This window comes from Ensifer sp. BR816 (assembly GCF_000378985.1).
Classification (GTDB): Bacteria; Pseudomonadota; Alphaproteobacteria; order Rhizobiales; family Rhizobiaceae; genus Sinorhizobium.
In genome coordinates this window covers 1,104,709-1,130,179 of the sequence record NZ_KB905370.1, presented here as the reverse complement: position 1 = coordinate 1,130,179, position 25,471 = coordinate 1,104,709, and the positions used below count along the sequence as shown (strand labels likewise).

Here is a 25,471-nt window from a genome sequence, read left to right as displayed (position 1 = left end):
CCTCACGCCGATTTCCGCCGGCTGCGGCGCGAAGACGCTTGCGACTTTGCCTGCTTCTTCTTCGGTTCGTTGCCTTCGAGGCTCTTCTTCAGGGCGGCCATAAGGTCGACGACGTTGTCGCTGCGGCGCGGAGGCCGATCGCCTTCCTCGACTTCGACACGGGCCGTCTTGCCCTTCATCTTGCGTTTCACGAGATCCCGGAGCGCTGCCGCATAATTGTCCTTGAAGGCGTCCGCGTCGAAGGGAGCGGTCTTCTTCTCGATCAGCGCCGCGGCGACCTCCAGCAGTTCCTTGTCGGCTTTCCTGCCGGATATCTCCGAGAACATCGGGTCGGCCTTCCGCAACTCGTCGGCATACCGCAGCGTTTCCAGGAGGAGGCCGTCGCCGCAGGGTTTCACGGCGACGAGATATTCCCGGCCCCGCAATGTCAGTTGACCGAGCCCGATCTTGTTCGCCGACTTGAGTGCATCGCGGACGACGCGATAGGCATCCTCTGCCAGGTCGTCTGCCGGGACGAGGTAGTAGGGTTTGTCGAAATAGAGCGGAGGAATCTCGCCGACATCGACGAACTGAACGAGTTCCAGCGTCTTCTTGGTCTCGAGTTTGATCGCATCGATCTCCTCGGGGTCGAGCAGGACGTATCGGTCGTCCTCGTACTCAAAACCCTTGACGATGTCGTCGACGTCGACCGGCCCGACGCCTTCGACCACTTTCTCGTAGTGGACCGGTTTGCCGGACGGCTCATGGATTTGCCGAAAGGAAATGCTCGACCCGGAGCGGGTGGCACTGAACAGCTCGACCCCGATCGAGACCAGCGACAGGCGAAGCTGTCCTTTCCAGAGCGCGCGCGCCGCCATCGCTATGCCCCGCACTGCCGCGGCCGCATCCTTGCGGTCGATTGATCGCGACGGTTTCGCCTCGGTCGTCTGCAGGTTTCAGCGCCCATGGTCCGGAAACGTACGAGCTGTGGCGAAGTTCCGCGCCGCACCTTCCGGTGAGGCGCCGATCCGGTAACACTCCCTTAACGATAATAGTGTCTTTATCTGTGTATCAGGATTTGTGCAGTGCACGTCATCCTTTGACCAAAATTGACGGCAAGAAGGCAGGCTAAGGCGAGTAGATCGCAATGCCGCGAACGGCGGCGATGCCGGGGCATTTTGCAGCAGGACGTTTGGGCGACCCGGTCACGAGCATGCGTTGCTCCTGCCGGGTGTTTGGATTCGGGGACTGAGATCGATGGAACAGGTTGGATTGGCCGCGACGAGCGATGTGACCCTCTGGTCGCTGTTCATGCAAGCAGGCTTGGTCGTCAAGCTGGTCATGCTGGGGCTGATTGCAGCTTCGGTCTGGACCTGGGCGATCGTGGTCGACAAGTCGCTGAACTATGGGCGCGTTCGCCGTCAGCTCGACAATTTCGAGCAGGTCTTCTGGTCCGGCCAGTCGCTCGAGGAACTCTACCGTACCCTTTCCGATCGGCAGACGGCCGGGATGGGCGCGATCTTCGTCTCGGCGATGCGCGAATGGAAGAAGAGCTTCGAACGCGGAGCACGCTCGCCGATCGGCCTGCAGATGCGCATCGACCGTGCCATGGACGTGACGCTTGCCCGCGAATCCGAATCGCTCGAGGCTCGGCTCGGCTCGCTCGCGACGATCGGTTCGGCCGCCCCCTTCATCGGCCTCTTCGGCACGGTGGTCGGCATCATGACATCGTTCCAGGCGATCGCCGGCTCGAAATCGACGAACCTCGCCGTCGTTGCGCCGGGTATCGCCGAGGCGCTGCTGGCGACCGCCATCGGTCTGCTCGCCGCTATTCCCGCGGTTATTGCCTATAACAAGTTCACTGCCGACGCCGGCAAGCTTAGTGCCCGCATGGAAGCTTTCGCCGACGAGTTCTCCGCCATCCTGTCGCGGCAGATCGACGAGAAGCTGCAGCCTTCTTCGCGCCAGGCCGCGCAATAACGACCTTCGAGCACGGAGACGACGCGGATGGGTATGGCAGTAGGCGGAGCCAAGGGATCGGGCGGCGGACGCCGTCGACGTAGAGGCAAGGGCGGCACGATCAGCGAAATCAACGTCACGCCGCTGGTCGACGTCATGCTGGTGCTCCTGATCATCTTCATGGTGGCAGCCCCGATGATGACCGTGGGCGTGCCGATCGACCTGCCGGAAACGCAGGCGAAGGCGATGAACGCCGACACCCAGCCGATCACGGTCTCGGTCAATCCGGCCGGCGAAATCTTCCTGCAGGAGACGCCGATCGGCATCGACGAGGTCGTTCCGAAGCTCGAGGCGATCGCCACGACGGGCTACAACGAGCGCATCTATGTGCGCGGCGACACCAATGCCGACTACGGCACGGTGATGAAGGTCATGGCGCGCATCTCTGCGGCCGGCTTCAAGAATCTCGGGCTGGTAACGCTTCAAGAACAGGAAAAGTGATCCCCGGACATGAAGGGCGGTCTTGCTACATCTGCTGTCCTCCACGCCCTGGTCCTGACCTGGGCGCTGGTGTCGCTTGGCAGCCCGGCCGAATTCGAGGTCGCGGATGTCGAGGCGCTGCCGGTCGACATCGTGCCGATCACCGACATGACCCAGATCCAGCAGGGCGACAAGAAGGCGCCGGCTAAGGAAAAGGCTTCGCCCGTCCCGACCAAGAAGCCGACGCCGGTCGAGAACGCCGAGAATATCGGCGACAACGACGTCGACCTGAAGACGCCGCCGAAGCCTGAAAGCAAGCCTGTCGAGAACGAATCTGCGGCTGCCCCGCAAAAAACCGAGAAGGCTCCGCCGACACCCGACCCGGTGAAGGAAGAGATCGAGAAGGTCGAGGAAACGAAGCCTGCCTCGGAACCCGCGACCGAAGTCGCGGCGCTGCCAGAGCCGAAACAGGACGTGAAGCCGGACACCAAACCGGAACCGGCGCCAGCCGAGGAACAGCCCGCCGAGAACCCCGAGGCCGAGGCGTTGCCGGACAAGGTGCCGACACCGCAGGTGAAGCCGAAGGTCGAAAAGCCGGCGCAGACGGCCAAGACGCCGGAGCGCAAGAAGGAAGAGACCAAGAAGGAGCAGAAGAAGGCGTCCTCCCAGAAGGAGAGCGACTTCAACGCCGACGAGATCGCGGCGCTGCTCAACAAGCAGGATTCCTCCGGCGGCGGCGCCAAGCGCTCGACCGAGGAGGCAGCGCTCGGCGGCAAGAAGACGACGAGCGGCAACACCCTTTCGCAGAGCGAAATGGACGCGCTGCGCGGTCAGATCCAGAACAATTGGTCGATCATTCCCGGCATGGCCGATGCGACCGACGTGCGGATCAAGGTGACGATGCGGCTCGACCAGAACGGCGAACTGATCGGCGAGCCGGAAGTCGAGGCGACGGGCGGTTCCGACGCAGCACGCCGGGCGCTGATGGGCGGTGCACGCCGCGCCATCTTGAAATCCGCGCCCTTCACGGGACTGCCGGCCGACAAATACGATTCGTGGAGCGAGGTCGTCGTCAATTTCGACCCGAGCTCAATGCTCTAGTTAGGTTGGGGCGGGATGCAGGCGACAGCACGCAGGCTTTCCTGACCTTACCCGGAAAACGAAATGCTGAAAGGCTTTACGGAAATGCTGAGACGCAATTTTATCCGCCTCCTGATGGTGCTTGTCGCGAGCTGCGGGCTCATGGCCTCGCCGGTGAACGCGCGCGTCGAGATCAACATCAACAAGGGTAACGTCGAACCGCTGCCGGTCGCGATCACCGACTTCCTCCAGGGTGAGCTCGGCCAGAAGATCTCCGACGTGGTCGCCGCCGACCTCAAGCGCTCCGGGCTTTTCGCACCGATCGACAAGGGTGCCTTCATCGAGAAGATCGCCAACCCGGACGCCGCTCCTCGCTTCGAGGACTGGAAGGTGATCAATGCGCAGGCGCTCGTCACCGGGCGCGTCACGCAGGAAGGCGACGGCAGGCTGAAGGCGGAGTTCCGCCTGTGGGACACGTTTGCGGGGCAGCAGATGCTCGGCCAGCAATTCTACACCCAGCCGGAAAACTGGCGTCGTGTCGCCCATATCATCGCGGATGCGATCTATGAGCGGATCACCGGCGAAAAAGGCTATTTCGACACGCGCATCGTCTATGTTGCCGAAAGCGGTCCGAAGAATGCCCGTCAGCGCCAGCTTGCGATCATGGACCAGGACGGTTTCAACGCCCGCGCGCTCACCAATTCGAACGACATCGTGCTGACGCCGCGCTTCTCGCCGAACCGTCAGGAAATCACCTATATGTCCTTCGAAAACCAGCAGCCGCGGGTGTATCTGCTGCAGCTCGAAACGGGACAGCGCGAAGTGGTCGGCAACTTCCCGGGCATGACCTTTGCGCCGCGCTTCTCGCCGGACGGGCAGCGGGTGATCATGAGCCTGCAGCAGGAAGGCAACGCCAACATCTATACGATGGACCTGCGCTCACGCACGACGACGCGGCTGACAAACACCGCGGCGATCGATACTTCGCCCTCCTATTCGCCGGACGGCAGCCGGGTGGTCTTCGAAAGCGACCGCGGCGGCAAGCAGCAGCTCTACGTCATGGGCGCCGACGGCTCCGGACAGACGCGCATTTCCTTCGGCGACGGTTCCTATTCGACGCCGGTCTGGTCTCCGCGCGGTGACCTGATCGCCTTCACCAAGCAGTCGGGCGGCAAGTTCTCGATCGGCGTGATGAAGCCGGACGGCTCGGGCGAGCGCATTCTCACCACCGGTTTCCATAACGAGGGGCCGACCTGGGCACCGAACGGCCGCGTCCTGATGTTCTTCCGCCAGAATGCCGGTGCCGGCGGGCCCCAGCTCTACTCCATCGATCTGACGGGCTACAACGAGCAGATCATCCAGACCAAGGGCTTCGCTTCGGATCCGGCCTGGTCGCCGCTGATGGAATAGCGCGGGACAGAAAAAGTGCGGGCGGTTTTTCGCCCGCACCCTTCCAGAACGTACGACTCGATCACATTCGTGATTCCGACCAAATTCATCGTGATCGCTGTGTCCACAGCTGTGGCGGGAAATGCGGCGAATGTGCCGCTTTCTCGCCGCAAAGTGCTGTTGTAGCAGGCCCTCCGTCGCAGATTGTCGATTTGTTAACCATACCTGTTGAAAAGCAATTAACCGCTTCCGGTTACAGTCTGGCAACCGTGAATTCAGACACTTCTCAAGGAGACCCGGCCCATGAGCCGAATTGACACCCCGGCAGCAAGCCGCATGCAGACCATTGCCCGCAATCCCGTCATGCTCGCCCTCTTCATGACGCTTGCCGTTGCCGGCTGCGCTTCCAAGAAGAACCTGCCGAACGATGCCGCCGGCCTCGGTCTCGGCGCGGGCGCTGCGACGCCGGGCTCGCAGCAGGACTTCACCGTCAATGTCGGCGACCGCATCTTCTTCGATACCGATTCGAGCTCGATCCGTGCGGATGCCCAGGCGACGCTCGACCGTCAGGCCCAGTGGCTGGCGAAGTATCCGAACTACGCCATCACCGTCGAAGGCCACGCCGACGAGCGCGGCACGCGTGAATACAACCTGGCGCTCGGCGCCCGCCGCGCCGCTGCGACGCGCGAGTATCTCGCCAGCCGCGGCGTTCCGGCAAACCGCATGCGGACGATCTCCTACGGCAAGGAAAAGCCGGTCGCCGTTTGCGACGACATTTCCTGCTGGTCGCAGAACCGCCGTGCCGTCACCGTTCTCGGTGGTGCCGGGAGCTGATAGGCGAGCCACTTAAGATGAATTTGAAAGGGCGGCCGCGGGCCGCCCTTTCTTTTTTACCACACTTTGGCCGAACTCCGTTGCTTTTTCACAGCAATTGGAAAACTGTGCGGCACCCGCCTCATGGAATCGTCGGAAAGTACTGCGGAGCGCGATCCGGGGTGGGAACAATCTATCGAACAGGACAAATGAGATGAAGAAATTTGTCGTGGCGGGGCTGATCGGTCTTGCGGCCCTTGCGGGCCTCGGCCAATCGGCGAATGCCATGCCGCTCTCGGGGCTGCTGGCCCGCGCGACCCAAGCCGATGCCGCCAGCAAGGGCGACCTGCCGGTGGTGAAGGTGCAATCGGCCGAAGTCGGCCGGATTGGCCAACTAGAGGAACAGATCCGCTCGCTCAACGGGCGTATCGAGGAAATGAGCTTCCAACTCCTGCAGATGCAGGAGCAGATCCGGAAGTTCCAGGAGGACAACGAGTTCCGCTTCCAGGATCTGGAAAGCGGCAAGTCTTCCTCCAAGAAAAGCGGCGCACTCGAAACGCCGAAGTCCAGCGATCAGGCGTCCGTCACCCCCGAGGTGACGGATAGCCCGACGACGACCGCGCCGGCGGACGGCACGGGGATGGCCAGCGCCGACCCGAATGCCGCGGGCACCGCGCCGCCGCCAAGCACGCTCGGCCAGATCATCTTCGACGAGAACGGCAATCCGGTATCGGCAACCGCGGGAACCGAGCCCGGCGCCAACGCCACGCTTCCGGGCGTCGATACGGGGGTCGCCGATCAGGGCAATGCCGGCCTCAACGCCAATCCCGGAAACGAGCAGCAAACCGCGGCCCTCAGCAATCCGGGCGATCTTTATCAATCCGCCTATGGCCATGTTCTTTCCGGCGACTACGGCATGGCCGAGCAGGAATTCCGCTCCTACCTCGACGCCTTCCCGGAGGGTGACAAGGCGGCCGATGCCAGTTTCTGGATGGGCGAGGCACAATATTCCCAGGGTAAATACAGCGACGCCGCCAAGACTTTCCTGAATGCGCATCAGGCCTATGGCAAGTCGCCGAAGGCACCGGAGATGCTGCTCAAGCTCGGCATGTCGCTCGGCGCGCTCGACAACAAGGAAACCGCCTGCGCAACCCTGCGCGAGGTAAGCAAGCGTTATCCCAAGGCATCGGCTGCGGTGAAGTCGAAGGTGACGAGCGAGCAGAGCCGCTTTGGCTGCTGAGGCCCACCCAATGCCAAAAGCCGTCATCGTTGCGGCTACACGTTTTCTCAGATCCTTTTCCAGGCCAGGCCGAATTCTCGTCGCGATCTCCGGCGGCAGCGATTCCAAGGGGCTCCTCGTCGCGCTTCACTCGGCGCTGGGAGCAGCCGAATTCGACGCGTTCTCGCTCGTCGCCTGCACGGTCGACCATGCCTTGAGGCCGGAGTCCGCCGATGAGGCCGCGGCCGTCGCGGCGTTCTGCGCAAGTCTCGGCATTCCCCACGTCATCTGCCGCTGGCAGGGCGACAAACCGCTCAGCGGAGTTCAGGCGGCGGCGCGTCGCAAACGCTACGATCTGCTGGCCGAAACCGCAGCCACTTTCCAGGCCGACTGTATGGTCACCGGGCACACGCGCGATGACCAGAACGAGACGATCGCCATGCGCGGCGCGCGCGACCAGGGAGAAGGGCCAGGCAGTGCGGGGATGGCGGCAGCCATGCTCTACGGACGCCGTATCTGGGTCTTGCGACCATTCCTCGAGGTGCGACGGACCGACATCCGCGCCTTTCTCGAGGCTCGCGGCATTGGCTGGATCGACGATCCGAGCAATGTCAATCCACTATTCGAGCGGGTCCGCGTGCGCGCCAGCCTCGGGGCCTCCGACCATGTTTCGGCCTCTGCCACGGCCGGACCGAAACGTGCCGCTTCTTCCGCAAGAGCCGCTGCCTTGCTCAGAGAGCATTTGCGCGTTCACGAGGGGCTCGTCGCGGCGGTCGAGGCGACGCAGGCCGCACGGATGGACGATCCCGATTGGCGCCGCGCCTTGATGACCGTAGGCGCGGTTATCGGCGGCCGTGAACATCTGCCCGGACGTACAACGATCAAGCGCCTGTCCGGCTTTCTGCAGTCGGGCGAGGCAGGGCGTATGACGGCGGGGCGCGTGGTCTTCGACCGACGCCGAAGCGGCCTCTATCTCTATCGGGAGCCCCGCGACCTGCCGGTGCTCAGGATCGGTAGAGGGGAGAGCGCGACCTGGGATGGCCGGTTCAACGTCACGAGCCTCGGGCCGGCCCTGACGATCAGCGCCGAGGCCGAAGGCGGGGCGTGGAGGCAGAGGCTTATTGCCGCAGGCCTGCCTCCGGGGGTTGCCGGAAGGGCATCGCTGGCGGCGCCGCGCATCGCGCCAGCGGAGGCCGGCGACCTCGGCCTCGAGGCCACGGCGGCCCGGCTCGAATGCCGGATCGGCCCATACGACACCTTTTTGCCGGGTTTCGACAGGATCATGGCGGATACGATCGCGCTGTCGTTCGGGCGCGACCGATACTCTGCGCCGCCAGTCGATGAGGTTTTGACAGAAATGGCAAGGTAACCGGCGGTTTTCCTTGGCAAGGCGTTGCCGGAACCCTATGTTAGGGAACATAAAGCAGTCCGGCGAAAGCTCGGGCTGTCACTGGTTCCGGGGAGTTCGATGAACCCTAATTTTCGAAATTTTGCCCTCTGGGCAATCATAGCGCTTCTCCTGATCGCGCTATTCAGCATGTTCCAGCAGCCGACAGAGCGGACGGGTTCGCGTGAAATTCCCTTCTCGCAATTCCTGAAGGACGTCGATGCCAGCCGCGTGAAAGACGTCGTGATTACGGGCTCCAAGGTGATCGGTACCTATGTCGAGAGCGGTGCGACGTTCCAGACCTATGCCCCCGCCGTCGACACGGCCCTGACCGAGCGGCTCGAGGCGAAGGACGTAACGGTGACGGTGCGTCCGGAAACCGACGGTTCTTCCGGGTTCCTGAGCTATATCGGCACGCTGTTGCCGATGCTTCTGATCCTCGGCGTGTGGCTGTTCTTCATGCGGCAGATGCAGGGCGGCTCACGCGGTGCGATGGGCTTCGGCAAGTCCAAGGCGAAACTGCTGACGGAGGCGCACGGCCGGGTGACCTTTGACGATGTCGCGGGCGTCGACGAAGCCAAGCAGGACCTCGAGGAAATCGTCGAATTCCTGCGCGACCCGCAGAAGTTCCAGCGGCTCGGCGGCCGCATCCCGCGCGGCGTGCTGCTGGTCGGCCCGCCCGGCACCGGCAAGACATTGCTTGCCCGCTCGGTTGCCGGCGAAGCGAACGTGCCCTTCTTCACCATTTCGGGTTCCGACTTCGTCGAAATGTTCGTCGGTGTCGGCGCCTCGCGCGTCCGCGACATGTTCGAGCAGGCGAAGAAAAACGCGCCCTGCATCATCTTCATAGATGAAATCGACGCGGTCGGCCGTCATCGCGGCGCCGGCCTCGGCGGCGGCAATGACGAGCGCGAGCAGACGCTCAACCAGTTGCTCGTCGAGATGGACGGCTTCGAGGCGAACGAAGGCATCATCCTGATCGCCGCGACGAACCGCCCCGACGTGCTCGATCCGGCGCTCCTGCGTCCGGGCCGCTTCGACCGCCAGGTCGTCGTGCCGAACCCGGACATCAACGGCCGCGAGCGCATTCTCAAGGTGCATGTCCGCAACGTGCCGCTGGCGCCGAATGTCGACCTCAAGGTTCTGGCGCGCGGCACGCCCGGCTTCTCCGGCGCCGACCTGATGAACCTCGTCAACGAGGCGGCGCTGATGGCGGCGCGGCGCAACAAGCGCCTCGTCACCATGCAGGAATTCGAGGACGCCAAGGACAAGATCATGATGGGTGCGGAGCGTCGCTCCTCCGCCATGACCGAGGCCGAGAAGAAGCTGACCGCCTATCACGAGGCCGGTCACGCGATCGTCGCCCTTAACGTTCCTTCGGCTGATCCGCTGCACAAGGCGACGATCATTCCCCGCGGCCGCGCGCTCGGCATGGTGATGCAGTTGCCCGAGGGCGACCGCTATTCGATGAGCTACAAGTGGATGATCTCCCGCCTTGCCATCATGATGGGCGGACGCGTCGCCGAGGAGCTCACCTTCGGCAAGGAAAACATCACCTCCGGCGCGTCGTCCGATATCGAGCAGGCGACGAAGCTTGCGCGGGCGATGGTGACGCAATGGGGCTTCTCCGACCAGCTCGGCCAGGTTGCCTATGGAGAGAACCAGCAGGAGGTCTTCCTCGGCCACTCCGTGGCGCAGCAGAAGAACGTCTCCGAAGCGACGGCGCAGAAGATCGACAACGAGATCCGCCGCCTGATCGACGACGCCTACGAAGCGGCGCGCAGCATCCTGACGGAAAAGCACCACGAGTTCGTGGCGCTCGCCGAAGGGCTCCTGGAATACGAGACGCTGACCGGCGACGAGATCAAGGCTTTGATCCGCGGCGAGAAGCCCGCCCGCGACCTTGGCGACGACACGCCGCCGCATCGCGGATCGGCCGTGCCGTCGGCCGGCACGAAGAAGGAAGCCAACAAGGGTGAGGAACCCGAGGGCGGCTTCGAGCCGCAGCCACAATAGCAGCAGCCGGTGGCAGCCAAGTCATGACCATCAATTCCGCCGCTTCCGAAGGGAGCGGCGGTTTTTTGCGGCGTTAAGGCATCGCCATGCGCGGCGCTTGGTAACGCGCTGTAATGATTTCTGATGATAGAGTTGCTGCCGTTTGCTGTGCATTTGTGCCAAAGATGGCGCAAAGCCGCCCCATTTACCCATTTGAGCGGATGGAGCGTACGGTAATTGAGCGAGGGACGGAAGCGCGACCGCAGTTTCCAGTCCCGCTTTGGATAAGGCCTGCAGACGAGGTCGGGTGGACATGAAAACCAGTCGTGGAACACGCAACCAGACGCGGCCGGCAAAAGAGATCCTGCCGAAGCAGGACGATGGAGTTCTTATGAAGCGCAAGTATTTTGGCACCGACGGTATTCGCGGCCAATCCAATATCTTCCCGATGACCGCGGATCTCGCCATGCGGGTCGGCGTCGCGGTCGGAACCATTTTCCGCAACGGCGCGCATCGTCACCGCGTGGTGATCGGCAAGGACACGCGCCTTTCGGGCTACATGCTCGAAAACGCCATGGTTGCCGGCTTCACGGCCGCCGGTCTCGATGTCTTCCTGCTCGGCCCGATCCCGACGCCGGGTGTTGCCATGCTGACCCGGTCGCTCCGCGCCGACATCGGCGTGATGATCTCCGCGTCGCACAATCCCTTCCGCGACAACGGCATCAAGCTGTTCGGGCCGGACGGTTACAAGCTCTCCGACGACATCGAGCAGAAGATCGAGGAGCTTATCGACCAGGACATGTCCGGGCAGCTTGCCAAGCCGGAGGACATCGGCCGCGCCAAGCGCGTCGACGGCGACATCTACCGCTATATCGAACAGGCGAAGCGGACGCTGCCGCGCGACGTCACCCTGAAGGGACTGAGGATTGCCATCGACTGTGCGAACGGTGCCGCCTACAAGGTCGCCCCGTCGGCGCTGTGGGAACTTGGCGCTGAAGTGGTGACTGTCGGCACCGAGCCGAACGGCGTCAACATCAACCTCGAATGCGGATCGACCCATCCGGAGGCCCTGCAGAAGAAGGTTCATGAGGTGCGGGCCGATATCGGCATCGCGCTCGACGGCGACGCTGACCGGGTGCTGATCGTCGACGAAACAGGCACGGTGATCGATGGCGACCAGTTGATGGCCGTGATCGCCGACAGTTGGGCGGCCGACGGCATGCTGAAGGGCGGCGGTATCGCCGCCACCGTGATGTCGAACCTCGGCCTCGAGCGCTATCTGCAGGCCCGCCGCCTCAGACTCCATCGCACCAAGGTCGGCGACCGCTATGTCGTCGAGCAGATGCGACAGGACGGCCTGAATGTCGGCGGCGAGCAGTCCGGCCACATCGTGCTCTCCGATTTCGGCACGACCGGTGACGGCCTTGTCGCGGCGCTGCAGATCCTCGCCGTCGTCAAACGGCAGGGCAGGGCGGTGAGCGAGGTCTGCCAGCGCTTCGAGCCAGTGCCGCAGGTGCTGAAGAATGTGCGTGTCTCGGCGGGCAAGCCGCTCGAACACGAGGCGGTGCGCCAGGCGATTGCCGACGCCGAAGCGGAGCTCGCCAAGAGCGGCCGGCTGTTGATCCGCCCCTCCGGCACCGAGCCGCTGATCCGCGTGATGGCGGAAGGCGACGATCGCAGCAAGGTCGAGCGGATCGTCGACGAACTGGTCAATGTGATCGGCAGCGTGCGCAACGCCGCCTAGCATTTTTTTGGACGCTCAACACGTTGCGAAGGCCGGCAGTACTGCCGGCCTTTTGCTATGGCGCGCATCCGAACCGGCTATATCTTAATAAACGAAGTAAATTTCTATACTTAATCCAATATTAACCGCGCTATGCGAGTTTTGGTTGCAACAGAAGTTGCATGGCCGCGTCCAGTGAAAACTGTAGCGGCGCAGAAAGACTATTCGCGGAGCATGTTATGAAGAAGACCTTGATTGCGGTCGTCGCTGCATGGTTGGGCGGCACTCCTGCGCTGGCGGCCGACCTTTACGTCGAAGATCCGGTGGACCCGGTGCCCGTTATCGTCGGCGGTTGGTATCTGCGCGGGCATCTCGGCATGAGCAACCAGCGGCTCGGCAGCATGGAGCATGAGTTGTTCGACCAGGTCGCGCTCCACGAATTCGTCGATGAGGGCAGCTTCGACAGCGCCCCGCTCGCAGGCGTCGGTATCGGCTACCAGTTCAACGAGTGGCTGCGCATGGACGGTATCGTCGAATATCGCGGCAAGGCCGATTTCTCCGCTCTCGACCGCTACGACGGCGACGGCGACGGCGTTTTCGACAACACCAACGACTATGACGGAGCCAAGTCGGAGTGGCTGTTGATGGCGAACGCCTATGTCGACATCGGCGACTGGTACGGCGTCAAGCCCTATGTCGGTGCCGGTATCGGCGCGTCGCGCAATACGATCTCCGGTTTCCGCGACATCAACGTGCCGATGGCGGGCGTCGCCTATGCCGACGAAGACCCGACCTGGAACTTCGCCTGGGCGCTGCATGCCGGTGTCGCCTACCAGGCAACGGAGCGGCTGGCGATCGATTTCGGCTACAGCTATCTCGATCTCGGCGACGCCAAGACCGGCAATATCCGCAGTTACGACGGGACTGTGGTCAACGCCCCGATGCACTTTGAGGACATCACCTCACACGATTTCAAGCTCGGCATGCGCTACGCGCTGCAATAGCAGAACGAGTGGCAAGCCGTATCGTGTTTTCCAAGGGCCGCGATCGCGGCCCTTTCTTATTGCCGGAAGCGCGCCGTTAACAAACATAGTTAACTACCGGTTAACTTGTCCCTGACAATAGTTAACGACACTACAGCGCCGCGCGTCCTATCAGACGCGCAAAGGTCGCTGTAGCACTTTGAATTGCTGCATGTCTTTGTCCTTAAATCGAGGTCGATTCAAGGAGACATGCAGTAGCCGACTGCATGTCGGATAGCGTTGACGATTGGCGAGGGCGCGGGAAATGGATTGGCGGAACGGCGTTTGCGGTATCGTTCTCGGCACAGGCCTTCTGCTTTCCGGGGCCGCACAGGCCGCCGACGAGGCGTTGCTCGACGCGCCGGAGATTACCATCTCAACCGAGAAGGCAGACGGGGGGAACCTCTATCTGCGCGGCGATATCGGTTATGCAGGCTGGGTCGATGAGGGCGATCCGTTCTATCGCAACTTCGACAGCGGAACCGGCAGCTATAGCAACGTTCCCTTCGACGACACCCGTTTCGACAAGCCGGTCTCCGGCACGGTCGGCCTCGGCTATCGGTTTAGCGACGTTTTCCGCGCCGATCTGACGGCCGAATATTTCGAAGGCCGTTTCGACGGCTCGTCGTTGTCGGCAAATCCCTGTGTGGGCGAAGGGGCGGGAACCTCCTGCGCCCTGTCCGGCAGCGCCAATTTTTCCGCACTCGGGCTGATGGCGAACGCCTATGTCGATTTGGCGACGCTTGCAGGCTTTACCCCCTATCTCGGCGCTGGCATCGGCGCGACCCATATCGACTGGAACACGGTCCATGAGAGCTGGGCCTGCGTCGCCGGTGGCGGCGCCTGCACGGGGGCAGCGGCCGGCACGTCCTATGCGGCGCGCGACAGCTGGCGTTTTACCTATGCGCTGATGGCGGGCGTCTCCTATGACATTACCGACCGCTTGAAGTTCGATATCGGCTATCGCTACTCGCACGTCGCCGACGGGGACATGTTCAGGTTCGGTGCGGAGTCTCTTGCCGGTGCGACCGGCGCCAAGGGCCTTGATGATGGCCTCTCCCGTCACGAAATCCGGGCGGGCCTGCGGTTCGCGCTCTGGTGAGCCAAAGTCTGCAATACCGCACGATGTGCTCGAAGCGCCAAAAATCTTTTCAAACGCGACGCAAGTTGCTTGACATCCTCTCCGCTCCGCAATATTTCCGACGGCGGGACACCCCTCCCCAACGAGGGGCTTCTATCTGAGAGGATAGCATATGACGAAGCCTGCCAAGCCGGCCGTGCGCCCGGCGAATACTCATTTCTCTTCTGGTCCTTGCGCCAAGCGTCCCGGCTGGACGCTCGAAGCTCTTTCCGACGCTCCGCTCGGTCGTTCGCACCGCGCCAAGATCGGCAAGACGAAGCTCAAGCAAGCGATCGACCTTACCCGTGAAATTCTCGAAGTGCCGGCCGACTACCGTATCGGCATCGTGCCCGCTTCCGATACCGGCGCCGTCGAGATGGCGCTGTGGTCGCTGCTCGGCGCGCGTGGCGTCGACATGCTGGCTTGGGAAAGCTTTGGTGCCGGCTGGGTGACCGACGTGGTCAAGCAGCTGAAGCTCGCCGATGTCCGCCGCATCGAAGCCGGCTACGGCGAGCTGCCGGATCTTGCCAAGGTCGATTTCGACCGCGACGTCGTCTTCACCTGGAACGGAACGACGTCGGGCGTGCGCGTTCCGAACGCCGACTTCATCCCGGCGGACCGCAAGGGGCTGACGATCTGCGACGCGACCTCGGCCGCTTTCGCCCAGGAACTCGATTTTCCCAAGCTCGACGTCGTCACCTTCTCCTGGCAGAAGGTTCTGGGCGGCGAGGGGGCCCACGGCGTTCTCATTCTTTCGCCGCGCGCAGTCGAACGGCTGCTGACCTACGCGCCCGCTTGGCCGCTGCCGAAGATCTTCCGCCTGACCAGCGGCGGCAAGCTGATCGAGGGCATCTTTTCCGGTGAGACGATCAACACGCCGTCGATGCTCTGCGTCGAGGACTATATCGACGCGCTCCTCTGGGCGAAGTCGGTCGGCGGGCTGACGGGCCTGATCGCCCGGGCGGACGCCAATGCCGACGCGATCCATCGGTTCGTCGACGCAAATGCGTGGATTGCCAACCTGGCGATCAAGGCGGAAACCCGCTCCAACACCTCGGTCTGCCTGAAGATCGTCGACAAGGACGTGTTGGCTCTCGATGCCGACGGCCAGGCTGTGTTCGCGAAGGGCGTCGTCGCCCTGCTCGAAAAGGAAGGCGTCGCCTACGACATCGGCCACTATCGCGATGCGCCCTCCGGTCTTCGTATCTGGGCCGGCGCGACGATCGAGACGGCCGACATGGACGCACTGATGCCGTGGCTGAACTGGGCCTTCGAAACCCAGAAGGCGACGCTTTCGCAGGCAGCGGCCTGATCCGACGCGACCGCTTCGCTCTCCCTGAGGGCGAAGCCACTCCCAATTTCGTTCAGACCTGATTTTGAAGGAGGCCTTCATGGCACCTCGCGTTCTCGTATCCGATGAACTGTCGGAAACCGCCGTCCAGATCTTCCGCGATCGCGGCGTCGAAGTGGATTTCCAGCCGAAGCTCGGCAAGGACAAGGACAAGCTCGCCGAGATCATCGGCAACTACGATGGCCTCGCCATTCGCTCGGCCACCAAGGTCACAGAAAAGCTGATTGCTGCTGCGGCCAATCTCAAGGTCGTCGGCCGCGCCGGCATCGGCGTCGACAATGTCGACATTCCGGCGGCCTCGCGCCGCGGCATCATCGTCATGAACACGCCGTTCGGCAACTCGATCACCACGGCCGAGCATGCCATCGCGCTGATGTTTGCCGTCGCCCGTCAGCTTCCCGCCGCGGACAATTCCACCCAGGCCGGCAAGTGGGAAAAGTCGAAGTTCATGGGTGTCGAGATCACCGGCAAGGTGCTTGGCGTCATCGGTGCCGGCAATATCGGCTCGATCGTCTGTGCTCGCGCGATCGGCCTGAAGATGCATGTCGTCGCATTTGATCCGTTCCTGTCCAAGGAGCGGGCGGAGGAAATGGGCATCGTCAAGGTCGAGCTGGACGAGCTGCTGGCGCAGGCGGACTTCATCACGCTGCACGTGCCGCTGACCGACAAGACGCGCAATATCCTGAGCGCCGAAGCGCTCGCCAAGACCAAGCCGGGCGTGCGCATCATCAACTGCGCCCGCGGTGGCCTCGTCGACGAGAAGGCGCTTGCCGATGCGCTGAAGTCGGGCCACGTTCACGGGGCGGGCTTCGACGTCTTCGAGGTGGAGCCGGCCACCGAGAGCCCGCTCTTCGGCCTGCCCAACGTCGTCTGCACGCCGCATCTCGGCGCATCGACCACCGAGGCGCAGGAGAACGTGGCGCTCCAGGTTGCCGAGCAGATGGCGGAATACCTCGTCAAGGGCGCCGTCAGCAACGCCATCAACATGCCGTCGATCACCGCCGAGGAGGCGCCGATCCTGAAGCCGTTCATCCGGCTTGCCGACGTCCTCGGCGCTTTTGTCGGGCAGGTGACGGAAAGCGCCATCAAGGAGATCGAGATCCTCTACGACGGCTCGACCGCGGGGATGAACACCAAGGCGCTGACGAGCGCGGTCCTGGCCGGCCTGATCCGCCCGCAGGTCGCCGACGTCAACATGGTTTCGGCACCGATCATGATCAAGGAAAAGGGCATCATCCTTTCCGAGGTCAAGCGTGACAAGACGGGCGTCTTCGATGGCTACATCAAGCTGACGGTGACGACGGCGAACCAGACCCGCTCGGTCGCCGGCACGGTCTTCTCCGACGGCAAGCCGCGCTTCATCCAGATCAAGGGCATCAACCTCGATGCCGATGTCGGCAACCACATGGTCTACATCACCAACACCGACGTTCCCGGCATGATCGGCTTCATCGGCACGACCCTTGGCGATGCCCGGGTCAACATCGCCAACTTCCAGCTCGGCCGCGAGAAGGAAGGCGGCGACGCCATCGCGCTGCTCTATGTCGATGGTCCGGTTTCGGAGACGGTGCTCGACAAGCTTCGCGCGAACGCGGCGATCCGCCAGGCAAAGCCGCTGGTGTTCAACGTCGACTGACTGCGCATGCAAATGGCCAAATCGAAACGCGCCGGATCACCCCGGCGCGTTTTCGTTTGTCACTTCGGCGGCTTCGGCCGGCCGTGCTCGGCGATCGCGATGCCGCCGAGGACGAGCAGCAATGCCACCAGATGATAGGCGTGGAACGTTTCGCCGACGAGCAGGACGGAGAGCAGCGTTCCATAGACCGGGATGGCGTTGATGAACAGGCCGGCGCGATTGGCGCCGATCATTTCGACGCCGCGGACATAGAGAACCTGAGACATCAGCGACGGAAAGATCGCGGCATAGAGAACGATGGCCCAGCCGGTCGCGTCCGGCACGATGGCGCTGCCGCTTTGACCTTCCCAGACGAGCAGCGGGATGGAACTGATGAGCGCGCCGAAGGCGGGCGCGGCGATGAAGCTCTGCCAGTGCATCGCCGGTTTCCAGCGCAGCGTGACCGTATAGACGGCGTAGACGATGCAGGCGAGGATCATCAGCCCGTCGCCAAAATTGAACTGCAGCCGCATCAGGCTCGTGAAGTCGCCATGGGCGGCTGTCGTGAGCACGCCGATCAGCGTTACCGTGAAGCCGACGATCTGCGCGATTGAAACCTTCGTCCGGAAGAAGACGAAGTTGAAGAGGAAGATCAGCATCGGAATGCCGGCCTGCAGGATCACCGCATTGATGGCGCTGGTATATTTCACCGCCGAATAGAGAAAGGCGTTGAACATCGTAAAGCCGACGGCGCCATAGGCGAGCAATTGCAGCCAGTGGCTGCGGATCTTGTCCCAGTCGCGGCGGATCTGCGGTGTCATCAGAGCAAGAATGACCGAGACCGCGACGAGCCAGCGCAGCGTCGTCAGCATCATCGGGCTGATGTGTCCGACGGCCATCTTGCCGGCAACCGAATTGCCGCCCCAGAAGAGCGCGGTAATGGCGAGATAGACATAAGCTTTGGAATTCACGGCGCTGCGATCCGGATTGAAGGGTGGCGGGAATGGATTGCCGAAGCGGCGGGAGAGATTGCAGATATAGGCGCTAAGGCCATCGCTTGTCATGCAAAAAGGGTCGGCCACTGGGCATAACGGGGTCGCTTTCCGAAAGACAACACAGTATAGATGCGCGGGTTTGAGAACAGCGCAACGTCCTGATGCGCGCGTGAAACAGGAAGAGAATTATGACGAACGTCGTGGTGGTCGGATCCCAGTGGGGTGACGAAGGCAAAGGCAAGATCGTGGATTGGCTCTCGGAGCGCGCCGACATCGTCGTGCGCTTCCAGGGTGGCCACAATGCCGGCCATACCCTGGTGATCGACGGCGTCAGCTACAAGCTGTCGCTGCTTCCCTCCGGCGTCGTCCGCCCCGGCAAGCTCGCCGTCATCGGCAATGGCGTGGTCATCGATCCGCATGCGCTGATCGCGGAAATCGACAAGCTCGGCAACCAGGGCGTCAGGATCACGCCAGACAACCTGCGCGTTGCCGACAATGCCACGCTCATCCTGTCGCTGCATCGCGAGCTCGATGGTTTCCGCGAGGACGCCGCCTCGAACAGCGGCACCAAGATCGGCACGACGCGCCGCGGCATCGGCCCGGCCTATGAGGACAAAGTCGGCCGCCGCGCCATCCGCGTCATGGATCTCGCCGACCGCGACACGCTGCCGGCCAAGGTCGACCGGCTGCTGACGCATCACAACGCGCTCCGCCGCGGTTTGGGCGAGGCGGAGGTCAGCCACCAGGCGATCATGGACGAACTCTCCTCCGTCGCCGCGCGCGTGCTGCCGTTCATGGAGACGGTCTGGCTGTTGCTCGACAAGGAGCGCCGCAAGGGCGCGCGCATCCTGTTCGAGGGGGCGCAGGGCACGCTGCTCGACATCGATCACGGCACCTATCCTTTCGTCACCTCGTCGAACACCGTCGCCGGCCAGGCGGCCGCCGGTTCGGGCATGGGACCGGGCGCGCTCGGCTATATTCTCGGGATCACCAAGGCCTATACGACGCGCGTCGGCGAAGGGCCGTTTCCGACGGAACTCAATGACGAGGTGGGACAGTTCCTCGGCGAGCGCGGCCACGAATTCGGAACGGTCACCGGCCGCAAGCGCCGTTGCGGCTGGTTCGATGCCGCCCTGGTGCGCCAGTCGGTCGCCGCCAACGGCATCACCGGCATCGCGCTCACCAAGCTCGACGTGCTCGACGGTCTCGATGAGCTGAAGATCTGCGTCGGCTATACTCTGGACGGACAAGAGATCGATCACCTTCCCGCAAGTCAGGCGCAGCAAGCTTCGGTAAAGCCAGTCTATATTACGCTCGAAGGCTGGAAGGAATCGACGGTCGGAGCCCGGAGCTGGGCCGATCTTCCGGCGCAGGCGATCAAGTATGTTCGCCAGGTCGAGGAACTGATCGGTGCGCCGGTCGCGCTTCTTTCGACGAGCCCGGAACGCGACGACACAATACTTGTGACCGATCCCTTTGAGGACTAGTGTCGGCTCAAGGAAGCGGCGTCGCACCGCGGCTGCATGACTAGGATTTGAGAAAGCATCTGATGGCGGATTTTGTTGCAGTTATTCGCAGGACCGTTGACGGCCTGTCGGAAAACAATCCCGAAATGCGGGGCAGGGTCTACGAGAAGGCACGCAGTGCTGTGCGTCGCCAGCTCGAAAACATGACCCCGCGGCCATCGGACGACATGATCAACCGGCAGCTCAACAAGCTGGAAGCGGCGATAACCGAGGTCGAAAGCGAACACGCCGAGGCCTTGCCGGCAATCGAAGAGACTGAAGCGCCCGAAACCCCCGAAGTACTCGAGCCAGCCGCAGTCGAAGCGCCCGCCGAACAGGAGCCCGCCCTTCCGGTCTCGCCGGAACCGGAGCCTGTTTCGGCCGAGGCTGCCGAGGCGGAGCAGACCGCAGCCGAGGAACGCATCGAGGAAGCGGCACCGGAAGCCCGGGAAGCCTTCGAGGAACCGACTGCAGCCGAGGAGGTCGCCCCGACGGCAGAACACGAGGCTGCGGATCACCGAGAAGCAGAGCCGGTCGAGGCCTCGTCAGCCGAGCAATACGAAGAGTCGTCCGCGGTAAGCGAGGAGCCGGAGGCTGCGCCGGCCGAGCCGCAGTGGAGCGCGCCGGCGGAGGAGCAGACGGCCGCAGAGGACGTCGAAACCTGGCAGCAGGCGCCCGCTGAACAGGTAGGACCGCCCGAGCCGCGGGCGGATGAGGTCGAACACGCAGAGCCAGCGGCTGAGCCCGAGCCTGTCGTAGCTGCGGGCGAGGAAGAGCCGGTCAGCGAAGAAGCTCCGCCGGTCGAGGCAGAGCCTGCGAAACAGGCGCCCTCCGAATGGGCGCTGCCCGAGTGGGAGGACGTGCCGTCTTCCGCAAGGCCCGGCGAAGAGCCGCCGGCGCCCGAGGCGCCACGCGAGGAAGCGGCGACCGTGCCGGAACGGCTGGGCATGCACCCCGTCGAAGCCGAGACGGGCGAGCCCGCCCCTCGGGCGAACGAGGCGGAGACAGCGCAGGCCTGGTCCTTCGACGACAGCGATCCCTTCGCTGCGCCAACCGAGGCGAAGAAGGACAGGCCGGCCGAACCGGACGTCTCCGAATGGGCCTGGCCCGTGGAGAAGCCTCCAGCCGCTGCGAATGAGGACGAGCGCGCCGGCACGGCGTGGGATCATATCGACGATCTGCTCGGCTTCGATGAAGCGGGCCGGAAGGCGAATGGCCCGGCTGCGGTTGCCCAGGAGGAAGAGAACGGCAGCGATGTGGCGCCGGCCGCCTTGTCCCCGCGCCCTGCCTCCTACCGCGTCTCCCCCAAGCCGTCCCGATTTGGCGTGAAGAAGCTGGTGATTGGCGCGTTGATCCTGCTTGTGCTTGGCGGTGGTGGCGTTGCCTATTGGGTCAACAGGGAAGCGGGCAATGCCTGGCTTTCGGCCATGCTCGCCAAAATCATCCCCGCCGGGCCCGAAACGCAAACGCCGCCAGCCGGCGAAGGCGAGCCCGCCGTGCAGCCGGGCGAACAGCCCGGCACGCAGGATGAAACGGCGTTGCCGGAGGACAAATCGAGCAAGTTTACGCAGCGTTTGCTTGCCGATGGAACCGAACGCGACGAGGGACCGGCGGGCGTGAACGGCACCGAAGTGTCACAGGAGGGCAAGTCCGTCGCGCCGCAGACGGACGCCGGCGAACCGCAAAGCGCCTCGACCGGAGGTCAGCAGGCCGCCGCCCAGACTCCGCAGCCCGCAGCCCAGGACGGCGGAGCGCCGCAAACCGAGGTTTCCATCGCCGATGGCGAGAAAATGTTCCTCTATGAGGAGCGACTTGGCCAATCCTCGCCGACGGCCGTTCCGGGCACGGTTGCCTGGTCCCTCAAGGAGGAATCGCCGGGTGGCGACGCAAAGCCCGAGCCGGCGATCCAGGCCCAGATCACCGTGCCCGACCGTGGGCTCACGGCACTGATGACGATCAAGCGCAATGTCGATCCGTCACTGCCGGCGAGCCACGTGATCGAGTTCGTTTTCTCCCTGCCCGAGAACTTCGAGGGTGGCAGCATCGAGGGCGTCCAGCGTGTTTCGATGAAGCGTACCGAGCAGGATCGCGGCGACCCGCTCATCGCCGTCCCGGCAAAGATCACCGACGACTTTCATATGATCGCGCTCAACGATTTCGCGGAAGCCGTCGGTAGCAATATCGAGCTGCTGCGCAGCCGCAGCTGGATCGACATCCCGATCACCTATCGCAACGGACGGCGTGCCCTGCTCACCCTCGAGAAGGGAGCGAGCGGTACGGAGGCCTTCACCAAGGCTATGCAGGCCTGGAGTTCACTCGGTAGCGCGGCCGCGGCAAGCGGCCAGTAAGAAAATCGAGACGAAACAAAAGCCCCGGCTGGACGCCATCCAGCCGGGGCTTGTTTTGTTCGGAAGGGGGAGGGGCCGGTCAGCGGTCAGGCGCCTTCGACAACCCTCAGCGCGTTGGCGCGATCGAGAGCAGCCTTGCGGACCGCTTCCTGCACCTTCTCGAAGGCGCGGACCTCGATCTGGCGGACGCGCTCGCGACTGATATCGAATTCGGTCGAGAGGTCTTCCAGCGTCACCGGATCTTCGCTCAATCGGCGCGCCTCGAAGATACGGCGCTCGCGGTCGTTCAACACCTTCATGGCGTTGGCGAGCAGCGCGCGGCGGCTGTCGAGTTCGTCCTGCTCGATCAGGATCTCTTCCTGGTTGTCGTGTTCGTCGACAAGCCAATCCTGCCACTGCCCGGAGTCGCCTTCGCTTGCCTTGATCGGTGCGTTGAGCGAGGCGTCGCCCGACAGGCGGCGGTTCATGGAAACGACCTCGTCCTCGCTGACCTTGAGGGTGGTGGCGATTTCCTTTACCTGCTCCGGCTTGAGATCGCCTTCGTCGAGGGCCTGAATGCGGCCCTTCAGCCGACGAAGATTGAAGAACAGGCGCTTCTGGTTGGCGGTCGTGCCCATTTTCACCAGCGACCACGAACGCAGGATATATTCCTGGATGGCCGCCTTGATCCACCACATGGCGTAGGTCGCCAGGCGGAAGCCGCGATCGGGCTCGAATTTCTTGACTGCCTGCATCAGGCCGACATTGCCTTCTGAAACGACTTCGCCGATCGGCAGGCCGTAACCGCGGTAGCCCATGGCGATCTTGGCGACGAGGCGCAGGTGGCTCGTCACCAGCTTGTGGGCGGCGCTGCGGTCGTCATGCTCCTGGTACCGCTTGGCGAGCATGTACTCTTCCTGCGGCTCGAGCATGGGAAATTTGCGGATTTCGTCGAGGTAGCGGTTGAGCCCGCCCTCTCCTGCGGCAATGGACGGCAATGTGTTGCGGGCCATGAAGCACCCCCTTTGTGCATCTCCGGCCTCCAAGACGGCAGGCCGGGCGTGGGTCTTCGTCCAGACCCCACGAGGCTAGAAGATAAGTACGGCGAAAGCATGATTCAAGAACTCCGGTTTCACGCTGTCGTGAGACCGGGGGGAAGGAAGGTTGGTATTGAAGCGCCTCTAAGATCGGCATTCTTCGCAGCAATTTCAAGGGTCTGTCACGTCCCTCAGCGAAGAGCGGCGACCAGCTCCTCCATGTCCGAGGGCATCGGTGCTTCGAAATGCATCGTGTCGCCACTGGAAGGATGCTCGAACTGCAGCATGAAAGCATGCAGCGCCTGCCGGGAGAAACGGTTGACCACACTCCTGGCGGCTTCCGGCAACAGGTTCGCCTTGGTCCGGAAGGCGGCGCCGTAGTCGGGATCGCCGATCAGCGGATGACCGATATGGGCCATGTGGACGCGAATCTGGTGCGTCCTCCCGGTCTCCAGATGGCACTCGACGGTGGAGGCGAGACAGGTTCCGTCCGGCTTCTCATGATAGCGCTCGACCACTTCGTAATGGGTGATCGCCTCGCGCGCGTCATCGCTTTCCGCGCGCTTGACGGCGCGCTTCGTCCGGTCGCCGGCGCGACCGAGCGCGGCACTGATCGTACCCTTCAATTGCCGTGGACGCCCCCAGACGACGGCATGGTAGGCGCGCTCCAGGGGTCCGGTGCGGCCGTGATCGGCAAACTGGTCGGAGAGATGCCGATGGGCGGCATCGTTTTTCGCCACGACCATGACGCCGCTCGTCTCCTTGTCCAGCCGATGGACGATGCCGGGCCGCTTGACGCCGCCGATGCCGGATAGGCTGTCGCCGCAATGGTGAATGAGGGCATTGACGAGCGTTCCCGTCCAGTTGCCGGCACCCGGATGGACGACGAGGCCCGCCGGTTTCACCAGGACGATCAGATCATCGTCCTCATGGAGAACGTCCAGCGGGATGTCCTCCCCCTTGGGTTCGGGGTCCTCGGGCGCGGGCAGGGCGATTTCGAAACTGTCGCCCGGGTGGACCTTTCGCTTCGGTTCGAGGACGGTCTGGCCGTTGATCGAAACGGCCCCCTGCTCGATCAGCGCCTTGATGCGGTTGCGCGAAAACTCGCCCGAAAGCGCCTCCGTCAGGAAGGCATCCAGCCGCCCGGCGGCATTCTCGTCGGCCTTCAGGACTTTCCTATTGCCGGTCGCTTGTTTAAAGGGATCGTTCATTCCGTTTCAATTCCGATAGAAAGCCAGCCATGACTGCAATCGAGCCCGATGAACAGGAAGACAAGCCGCTTGACCCGGCGATGGAGAGTGTCCGCCGCAAGATGGTGCGTCTGCAGCTCGTTTCGGCCGGCGTGATGCTGATCATGCTTATGGCCGTCCTCGGGGCAATTGTCTACAAGGTGACGCGGAACGATACCGGTGCGGAGGCGGCCCAGCCGGCGGTGAGCGTGCCGGGCGATGCGCCGCTCAGTGCGATCGCGGCGCTACCGGCCGGTTTTTCCGTGACCAATGTGTCGCTTTCAGGTTCGCAGCTGCTTTTCTACGGCAGCCTTCCCGGCGCTGAACCGCGCGCGATCGTCTTCGACATCAGGGCCGGGCGCATCGTCGCGGACGTCACCGTCAGGACCAATTGACGCCATGAACGCGGCCCCGTCTCCGATCCGTATCGAGGACCCGTCGGACACGCGCATCGCTGCGTTCATGTCGATCAAGGAGCGGGATCTCACCGGCCGGCAGGGCCGTTTCATCGCTGAAGGTACCGTCGTCTTGCGCATGCTGGCGGCGGCGCACCGTTCGGGATGCGGCGTCGCTGCCGAGGCGATCCTGCTGCTCGAAAACCGGCTCGCGGGTCTCGCGGAGCTGCTGGTGCAGTTTCCCTTCGATGTGCCGGTTTTCGTGGCCGACGCCCGGGTCTTCGACGCGATCGCCGGCTTCAACATGCATCGCGGCGTTCTGGCGCTCGGGCGATCCGACACGATGCCGCGCCGGGACGCTCTTCTCGCCGCCCTTCCTGCCAATAGCCTTGTGCTTGCCGCCTGCGGCATATCGAACCACGACAACATGGGATCGCTGTTTCGCAATGCCGCCGCCTTCGGCGTCGATGCCGTGCTGATGGATGCATCGAGCTGCGACCCGATGTACCGCAAGTCGATCCGGGTTTCCGTCGGGTCGGTGCTGACGCTGCCTTTCGCGCGGGAGGGCACGGCTGCCGAACTGATCGGGCGGCTGCAGGCCGCAGGCTTCGCGATATGGGGACTTTCGCCGCGCGGCGAGATCGACGTCGCCGAAATCCCGCCGGCGCCGCGCACGGCATTGCTGGTCGGAACCGAAGGCGAGGGGTTGCCGGAGGCTATCCTTTCGGCGGTCCGCACCGCACGGATTCGCCAGCGCTCCGGTCTCGACAGTCTGAACGTCGCCATGGCGGCGGGCATTGCGCTGCATCAGGTCGCCAGCGCCAATGGTCGTATCTGAGGGAAGCCCGAGC

General features: G+C 63.4%; 21 protein-coding genes. 17 read left to right on the top strand and 4 right to left on the bottom strand.

The window, feature by feature from the left end; genetic code table 11:
• Positions 1–2 precede the first annotated feature (2 nt).
• Positions 3–857 (bottom strand): Ku protein, encoded by an 855-nt coding sequence (locus RHIBR816_RS0105475; RefSeq protein ID WP_018235529.1) that lies wholly within the window; start codon positions 855–857, stop codon positions 3–5.
• Between the two features lie 379 nt (positions 858–1,236).
• On the opposite strand from RHIBR816_RS0105475, the gene tolQ reads away from it, so the two are divergent.
• The 13 genes from tolQ (at position 1,237) to serA (ending at position 17,153) form a co-directional block, all read left to right on the top strand.
• Positions 1,237–1,959: a protein TolQ gene (gene tolQ / locus RHIBR816_RS0105470; protein WP_018235528.1), complete on the top strand. Its 723-nt coding sequence runs from the start codon at positions 1,237–1,239 to the stop codon at positions 1,957–1,959.
• Between the two features lie 27 nt (positions 1,960–1,986).
• On the top strand, positions 1,987–2,439 hold the full coding sequence (gene tolR / locus RHIBR816_RS0105465; protein WP_012709285.1) for a protein TolR: 453 nt from the start codon (positions 1,987–1,989) through the stop codon (positions 2,437–2,439).
• A 9-nt stretch (positions 2,440–2,448) separates the two neighbouring features.
• On the top strand, positions 2,449–3,519 hold the full coding sequence (locus tag RHIBR816_RS0105460; RefSeq protein ID WP_018235527.1) for a hypothetical protein: 1,071 nt from the start codon (positions 2,449–2,451) through the stop codon (positions 3,517–3,519).
• An 84-nt stretch (positions 3,520–3,603) separates the two neighbouring features.
• On the top strand, positions 3,604–4,908 hold the full coding sequence (tolB, locus tag RHIBR816_RS0105455; RefSeq protein WP_026186673.1) for a Tol-Pal system beta propeller repeat protein TolB: 1,305 nt from the start codon (positions 3,604–3,606) through the stop codon (positions 4,906–4,908).
• A gap of 282 nt (positions 4,909–5,190) precedes the next feature.
• Complete coding sequence (pal, locus tag RHIBR816_RS0105450) at positions 5,191–5,721, top strand: peptidoglycan-associated lipoprotein Pal (RefSeq protein ID WP_018235525.1); 531 nt, start codon at positions 5,191–5,193, stop codon at positions 5,719–5,721.
• 193 nt (positions 5,722–5,914) lie between these two features.
• On the top strand, positions 5,915–6,940 hold the full coding sequence (gene ybgF, locus RHIBR816_RS0105445) for a tol-pal system protein YbgF (RefSeq protein WP_018235524.1): 1,026 nt from the start codon (positions 5,915–5,917) through the stop codon (positions 6,938–6,940).
• Between the two features lie 10 nt (positions 6,941–6,950).
• Positions 6,951–8,288: a tRNA lysidine(34) synthetase TilS gene (gene tilS, locus RHIBR816_RS0105440; protein WP_018235523.1), complete on the top strand. Its 1,338-nt coding sequence runs from the start codon at positions 6,951–6,953 to the stop codon at positions 8,286–8,288.
• Between the two features lie 99 nt (positions 8,289–8,387).
• Complete coding sequence (gene ftsH, locus RHIBR816_RS0105435) at positions 8,388–10,322, top strand: ATP-dependent zinc metalloprotease FtsH (protein ID WP_018235522.1); 1,935 nt, start codon at positions 8,388–8,390, stop codon at positions 10,320–10,322.
• Positions 10,323–10,692: 370 nt separating this feature from the next.
• A complete protein-coding gene (glmM, locus tag RHIBR816_RS0105430) occupies positions 10,693–12,045 on the top strand; it encodes a phosphoglucosamine mutase (protein WP_026186672.1) in 1,353 nt (450 codons plus the stop codon).
• A gap of 218 nt (positions 12,046–12,263) precedes the next feature.
• Positions 12,264–13,028 carry an outer membrane protein gene (locus tag RHIBR816_RS0105425; protein WP_018235520.1) on the top strand — a complete coding sequence of 255 codons (765 nt, stop codon included), beginning with the start codon at positions 12,264–12,266 and terminating at the stop codon, positions 13,026–13,028.
• A 283-nt stretch (positions 13,029–13,311) separates the two neighbouring features.
• Positions 13,312–14,148 (top strand): outer membrane protein, encoded by an 837-nt coding sequence (locus RHIBR816_RS0105420; RefSeq protein ID WP_018235519.1) that lies wholly within the window; start codon positions 13,312–13,314, stop codon positions 14,146–14,148.
• 151 nt (positions 14,149–14,299) lie between these two features.
• The gene (locus tag RHIBR816_RS0105415; protein WP_018235518.1) at positions 14,300–15,478 is read left to right on the top strand and encodes a phosphoserine transaminase; all 1,179 of its coding nucleotides are present in this window, start codon (positions 14,300–14,302) and stop codon (positions 15,476–15,478) included.
• 79 nt (positions 15,479–15,557) lie between these two features.
• Positions 15,558–17,153, top strand: a complete 1,596-nt coding sequence (gene serA, locus RHIBR816_RS0105410) for a phosphoglycerate dehydrogenase (RefSeq protein WP_018235517.1) — start codon at positions 15,558–15,560, stop codon at positions 17,151–17,153.
• Between the two features lie 59 nt (positions 17,154–17,212).
• Here the strand turns inward: serA and RHIBR816_RS0105405 are convergent, their stop codons facing one another.
• Entirely contained in the window at positions 17,213–18,103 is an 891-nt protein-coding gene (locus tag RHIBR816_RS0105405) for a DMT family transporter (protein WP_026186670.1), read from the bottom strand.
• Between the two features lie 212 nt (positions 18,104–18,315).
• On the opposite strand from RHIBR816_RS0105405, the gene RHIBR816_RS0105400 reads away from it, so the two are divergent.
• Together RHIBR816_RS0105400 and RHIBR816_RS0105395 are read left to right on the top strand one after the other, a co-directional pair.
• On the top strand, positions 18,316–19,614 hold the full coding sequence (locus RHIBR816_RS0105400; protein WP_018235515.1) for an adenylosuccinate synthase: 1,299 nt from the start codon (positions 18,316–18,318) through the stop codon (positions 19,612–19,614).
• A 62-nt stretch (positions 19,615–19,676) separates the two neighbouring features.
• Positions 19,677–21,980 carry a hypothetical protein gene (locus RHIBR816_RS0105395; RefSeq protein WP_018235514.1) on the top strand — a complete coding sequence of 768 codons (2,304 nt, stop codon included), beginning with the start codon at positions 19,677–19,679 and terminating at the stop codon, positions 21,978–21,980.
• Between the two features lie 86 nt (positions 21,981–22,066).
• On the opposite strand, the gene rpoH is transcribed toward RHIBR816_RS0105395, so the two are convergent.
• Positions 22,067–22,972: an RNA polymerase sigma factor RpoH gene (gene rpoH / locus RHIBR816_RS0105390; protein ID WP_018235513.1), complete on the bottom strand. Its 906-nt coding sequence runs from the start codon at positions 22,970–22,972 to the stop codon at positions 22,067–22,069.
• 215 nt (positions 22,973–23,187) lie between these two features.
• Complete coding sequence (locus RHIBR816_RS0105385) at positions 23,188–24,207, bottom strand: RluA family pseudouridine synthase (RefSeq protein ID WP_018235512.1); 1,020 nt, start codon at positions 24,205–24,207, stop codon at positions 23,188–23,190.
• Between the two features lie 29 nt (positions 24,208–24,236).
• On the opposite strand from RHIBR816_RS0105385, the gene RHIBR816_RS0105380 reads away from it, so the two are divergent.
• The gene (locus tag RHIBR816_RS0105380) at positions 24,237–24,620 is read left to right on the top strand and encodes a hypothetical protein (RefSeq protein ID WP_018235511.1); all 384 of its coding nucleotides are present in this window, start codon (positions 24,237–24,239) and stop codon (positions 24,618–24,620) included.
• 4 nt (positions 24,621–24,624) lie between these two features.
• Positions 24,625–25,458 (top strand): RNA methyltransferase, encoded by an 834-nt coding sequence (locus tag RHIBR816_RS0105375; RefSeq protein ID WP_018235510.1) that lies wholly within the window; start codon positions 24,625–24,627, stop codon positions 25,456–25,458.
• Positions 25,459–25,471: the final 13 nt, after the last annotated feature.

What these genes read in the sequence shown, in the direction of transcription:
- RHIBR816_RS0105420 (WP_018235519.1), top strand. Translation starts at nt 13,312, where the DNA reads ATGGATTGGCGGAACGGCGTTTGCGGTATCGTTCTCGGCACAGGCCTT.
- glmM (WP_026186672.1), top strand. Translation starts at nt 10,693, where the DNA reads ATGAAGCGCAAGTATTTTGGCACCGACGGTATTCGCGGCCAATCCAAT.
- RHIBR816_RS0105385 (WP_018235512.1), bottom strand. Translation starts at nt 24,207, where the DNA reads ATGAACGATCCCTTTAAACAAGCGACCGGCAATAGGAAAGTCCTGAAG.
- RHIBR816_RS0105475 (WP_018235529.1), bottom strand. Translation starts at nt 857, where the DNA reads ATGGCGGCGCGCGCGCTCTGGAAAGGACAGCTTCGCCTGTCGCTGGTC.
- ybgF (WP_018235524.1), top strand. Translation starts at nt 5,915, where the DNA reads ATGAAGAAATTTGTCGTGGCGGGGCTGATCGGTCTTGCGGCCCTTGCG.
- tolQ (WP_018235528.1), top strand. Translation starts at nt 1,237, where the DNA reads ATGGAACAGGTTGGATTGGCCGCGACGAGCGATGTGACCCTCTGGTCG.
- RHIBR816_RS0105375 (WP_018235510.1), top strand. Translation starts at nt 24,625, where the DNA reads ATGAACGCGGCCCCGTCTCCGATCCGTATCGAGGACCCGTCGGACACG.
- RHIBR816_RS0105460 (WP_018235527.1), top strand. Translation starts at nt 2,449, where the DNA reads ATGAAGGGCGGTCTTGCTACATCTGCTGTCCTCCACGCCCTGGTCCTG.
- RHIBR816_RS0105400 (WP_018235515.1), top strand. Translation starts at nt 18,316, where the DNA reads ATGACGAACGTCGTGGTGGTCGGATCCCAGTGGGGTGACGAAGGCAAA.
- tilS (WP_018235523.1), top strand. Translation starts at nt 6,951, where the DNA reads ATGCCAAAAGCCGTCATCGTTGCGGCTACACGTTTTCTCAGATCCTTT.
- RHIBR816_RS0105425 (WP_018235520.1), top strand. Translation starts at nt 12,264, where the DNA reads ATGAAGAAGACCTTGATTGCGGTCGTCGCTGCATGGTTGGGCGGCACT.
- tolB (WP_026186673.1), top strand. Translation starts at nt 3,604, where the DNA reads ATGCTGAGACGCAATTTTATCCGCCTCCTGATGGTGCTTGTCGCGAGC.
- pal (WP_018235525.1), top strand. Translation starts at nt 5,191, where the DNA reads ATGAGCCGAATTGACACCCCGGCAGCAAGCCGCATGCAGACCATTGCC.
- ftsH (WP_018235522.1), top strand. Translation starts at nt 8,388, where the DNA reads ATGAACCCTAATTTTCGAAATTTTGCCCTCTGGGCAATCATAGCGCTT.
- rpoH (WP_018235513.1), bottom strand. Translation starts at nt 22,972, where the DNA reads ATGGCCCGCAACACATTGCCGTCCATTGCCGCAGGAGAGGGCGGGCTC.
- RHIBR816_RS0105395 (WP_018235514.1), top strand. Translation starts at nt 19,677, where the DNA reads ATGGCGGATTTTGTTGCAGTTATTCGCAGGACCGTTGACGGCCTGTCG.
- RHIBR816_RS0105415 (WP_018235518.1), top strand. Translation starts at nt 14,300, where the DNA reads ATGACGAAGCCTGCCAAGCCGGCCGTGCGCCCGGCGAATACTCATTTC.
- tolR (WP_012709285.1), top strand. Translation starts at nt 1,987, where the DNA reads ATGGGTATGGCAGTAGGCGGAGCCAAGGGATCGGGCGGCGGACGCCGT.
- RHIBR816_RS0105380 (WP_018235511.1), top strand. Translation starts at nt 24,237, where the DNA reads ATGACTGCAATCGAGCCCGATGAACAGGAAGACAAGCCGCTTGACCCG.
- serA (WP_018235517.1), top strand. Translation starts at nt 15,558, where the DNA reads ATGGCACCTCGCGTTCTCGTATCCGATGAACTGTCGGAAACCGCCGTC.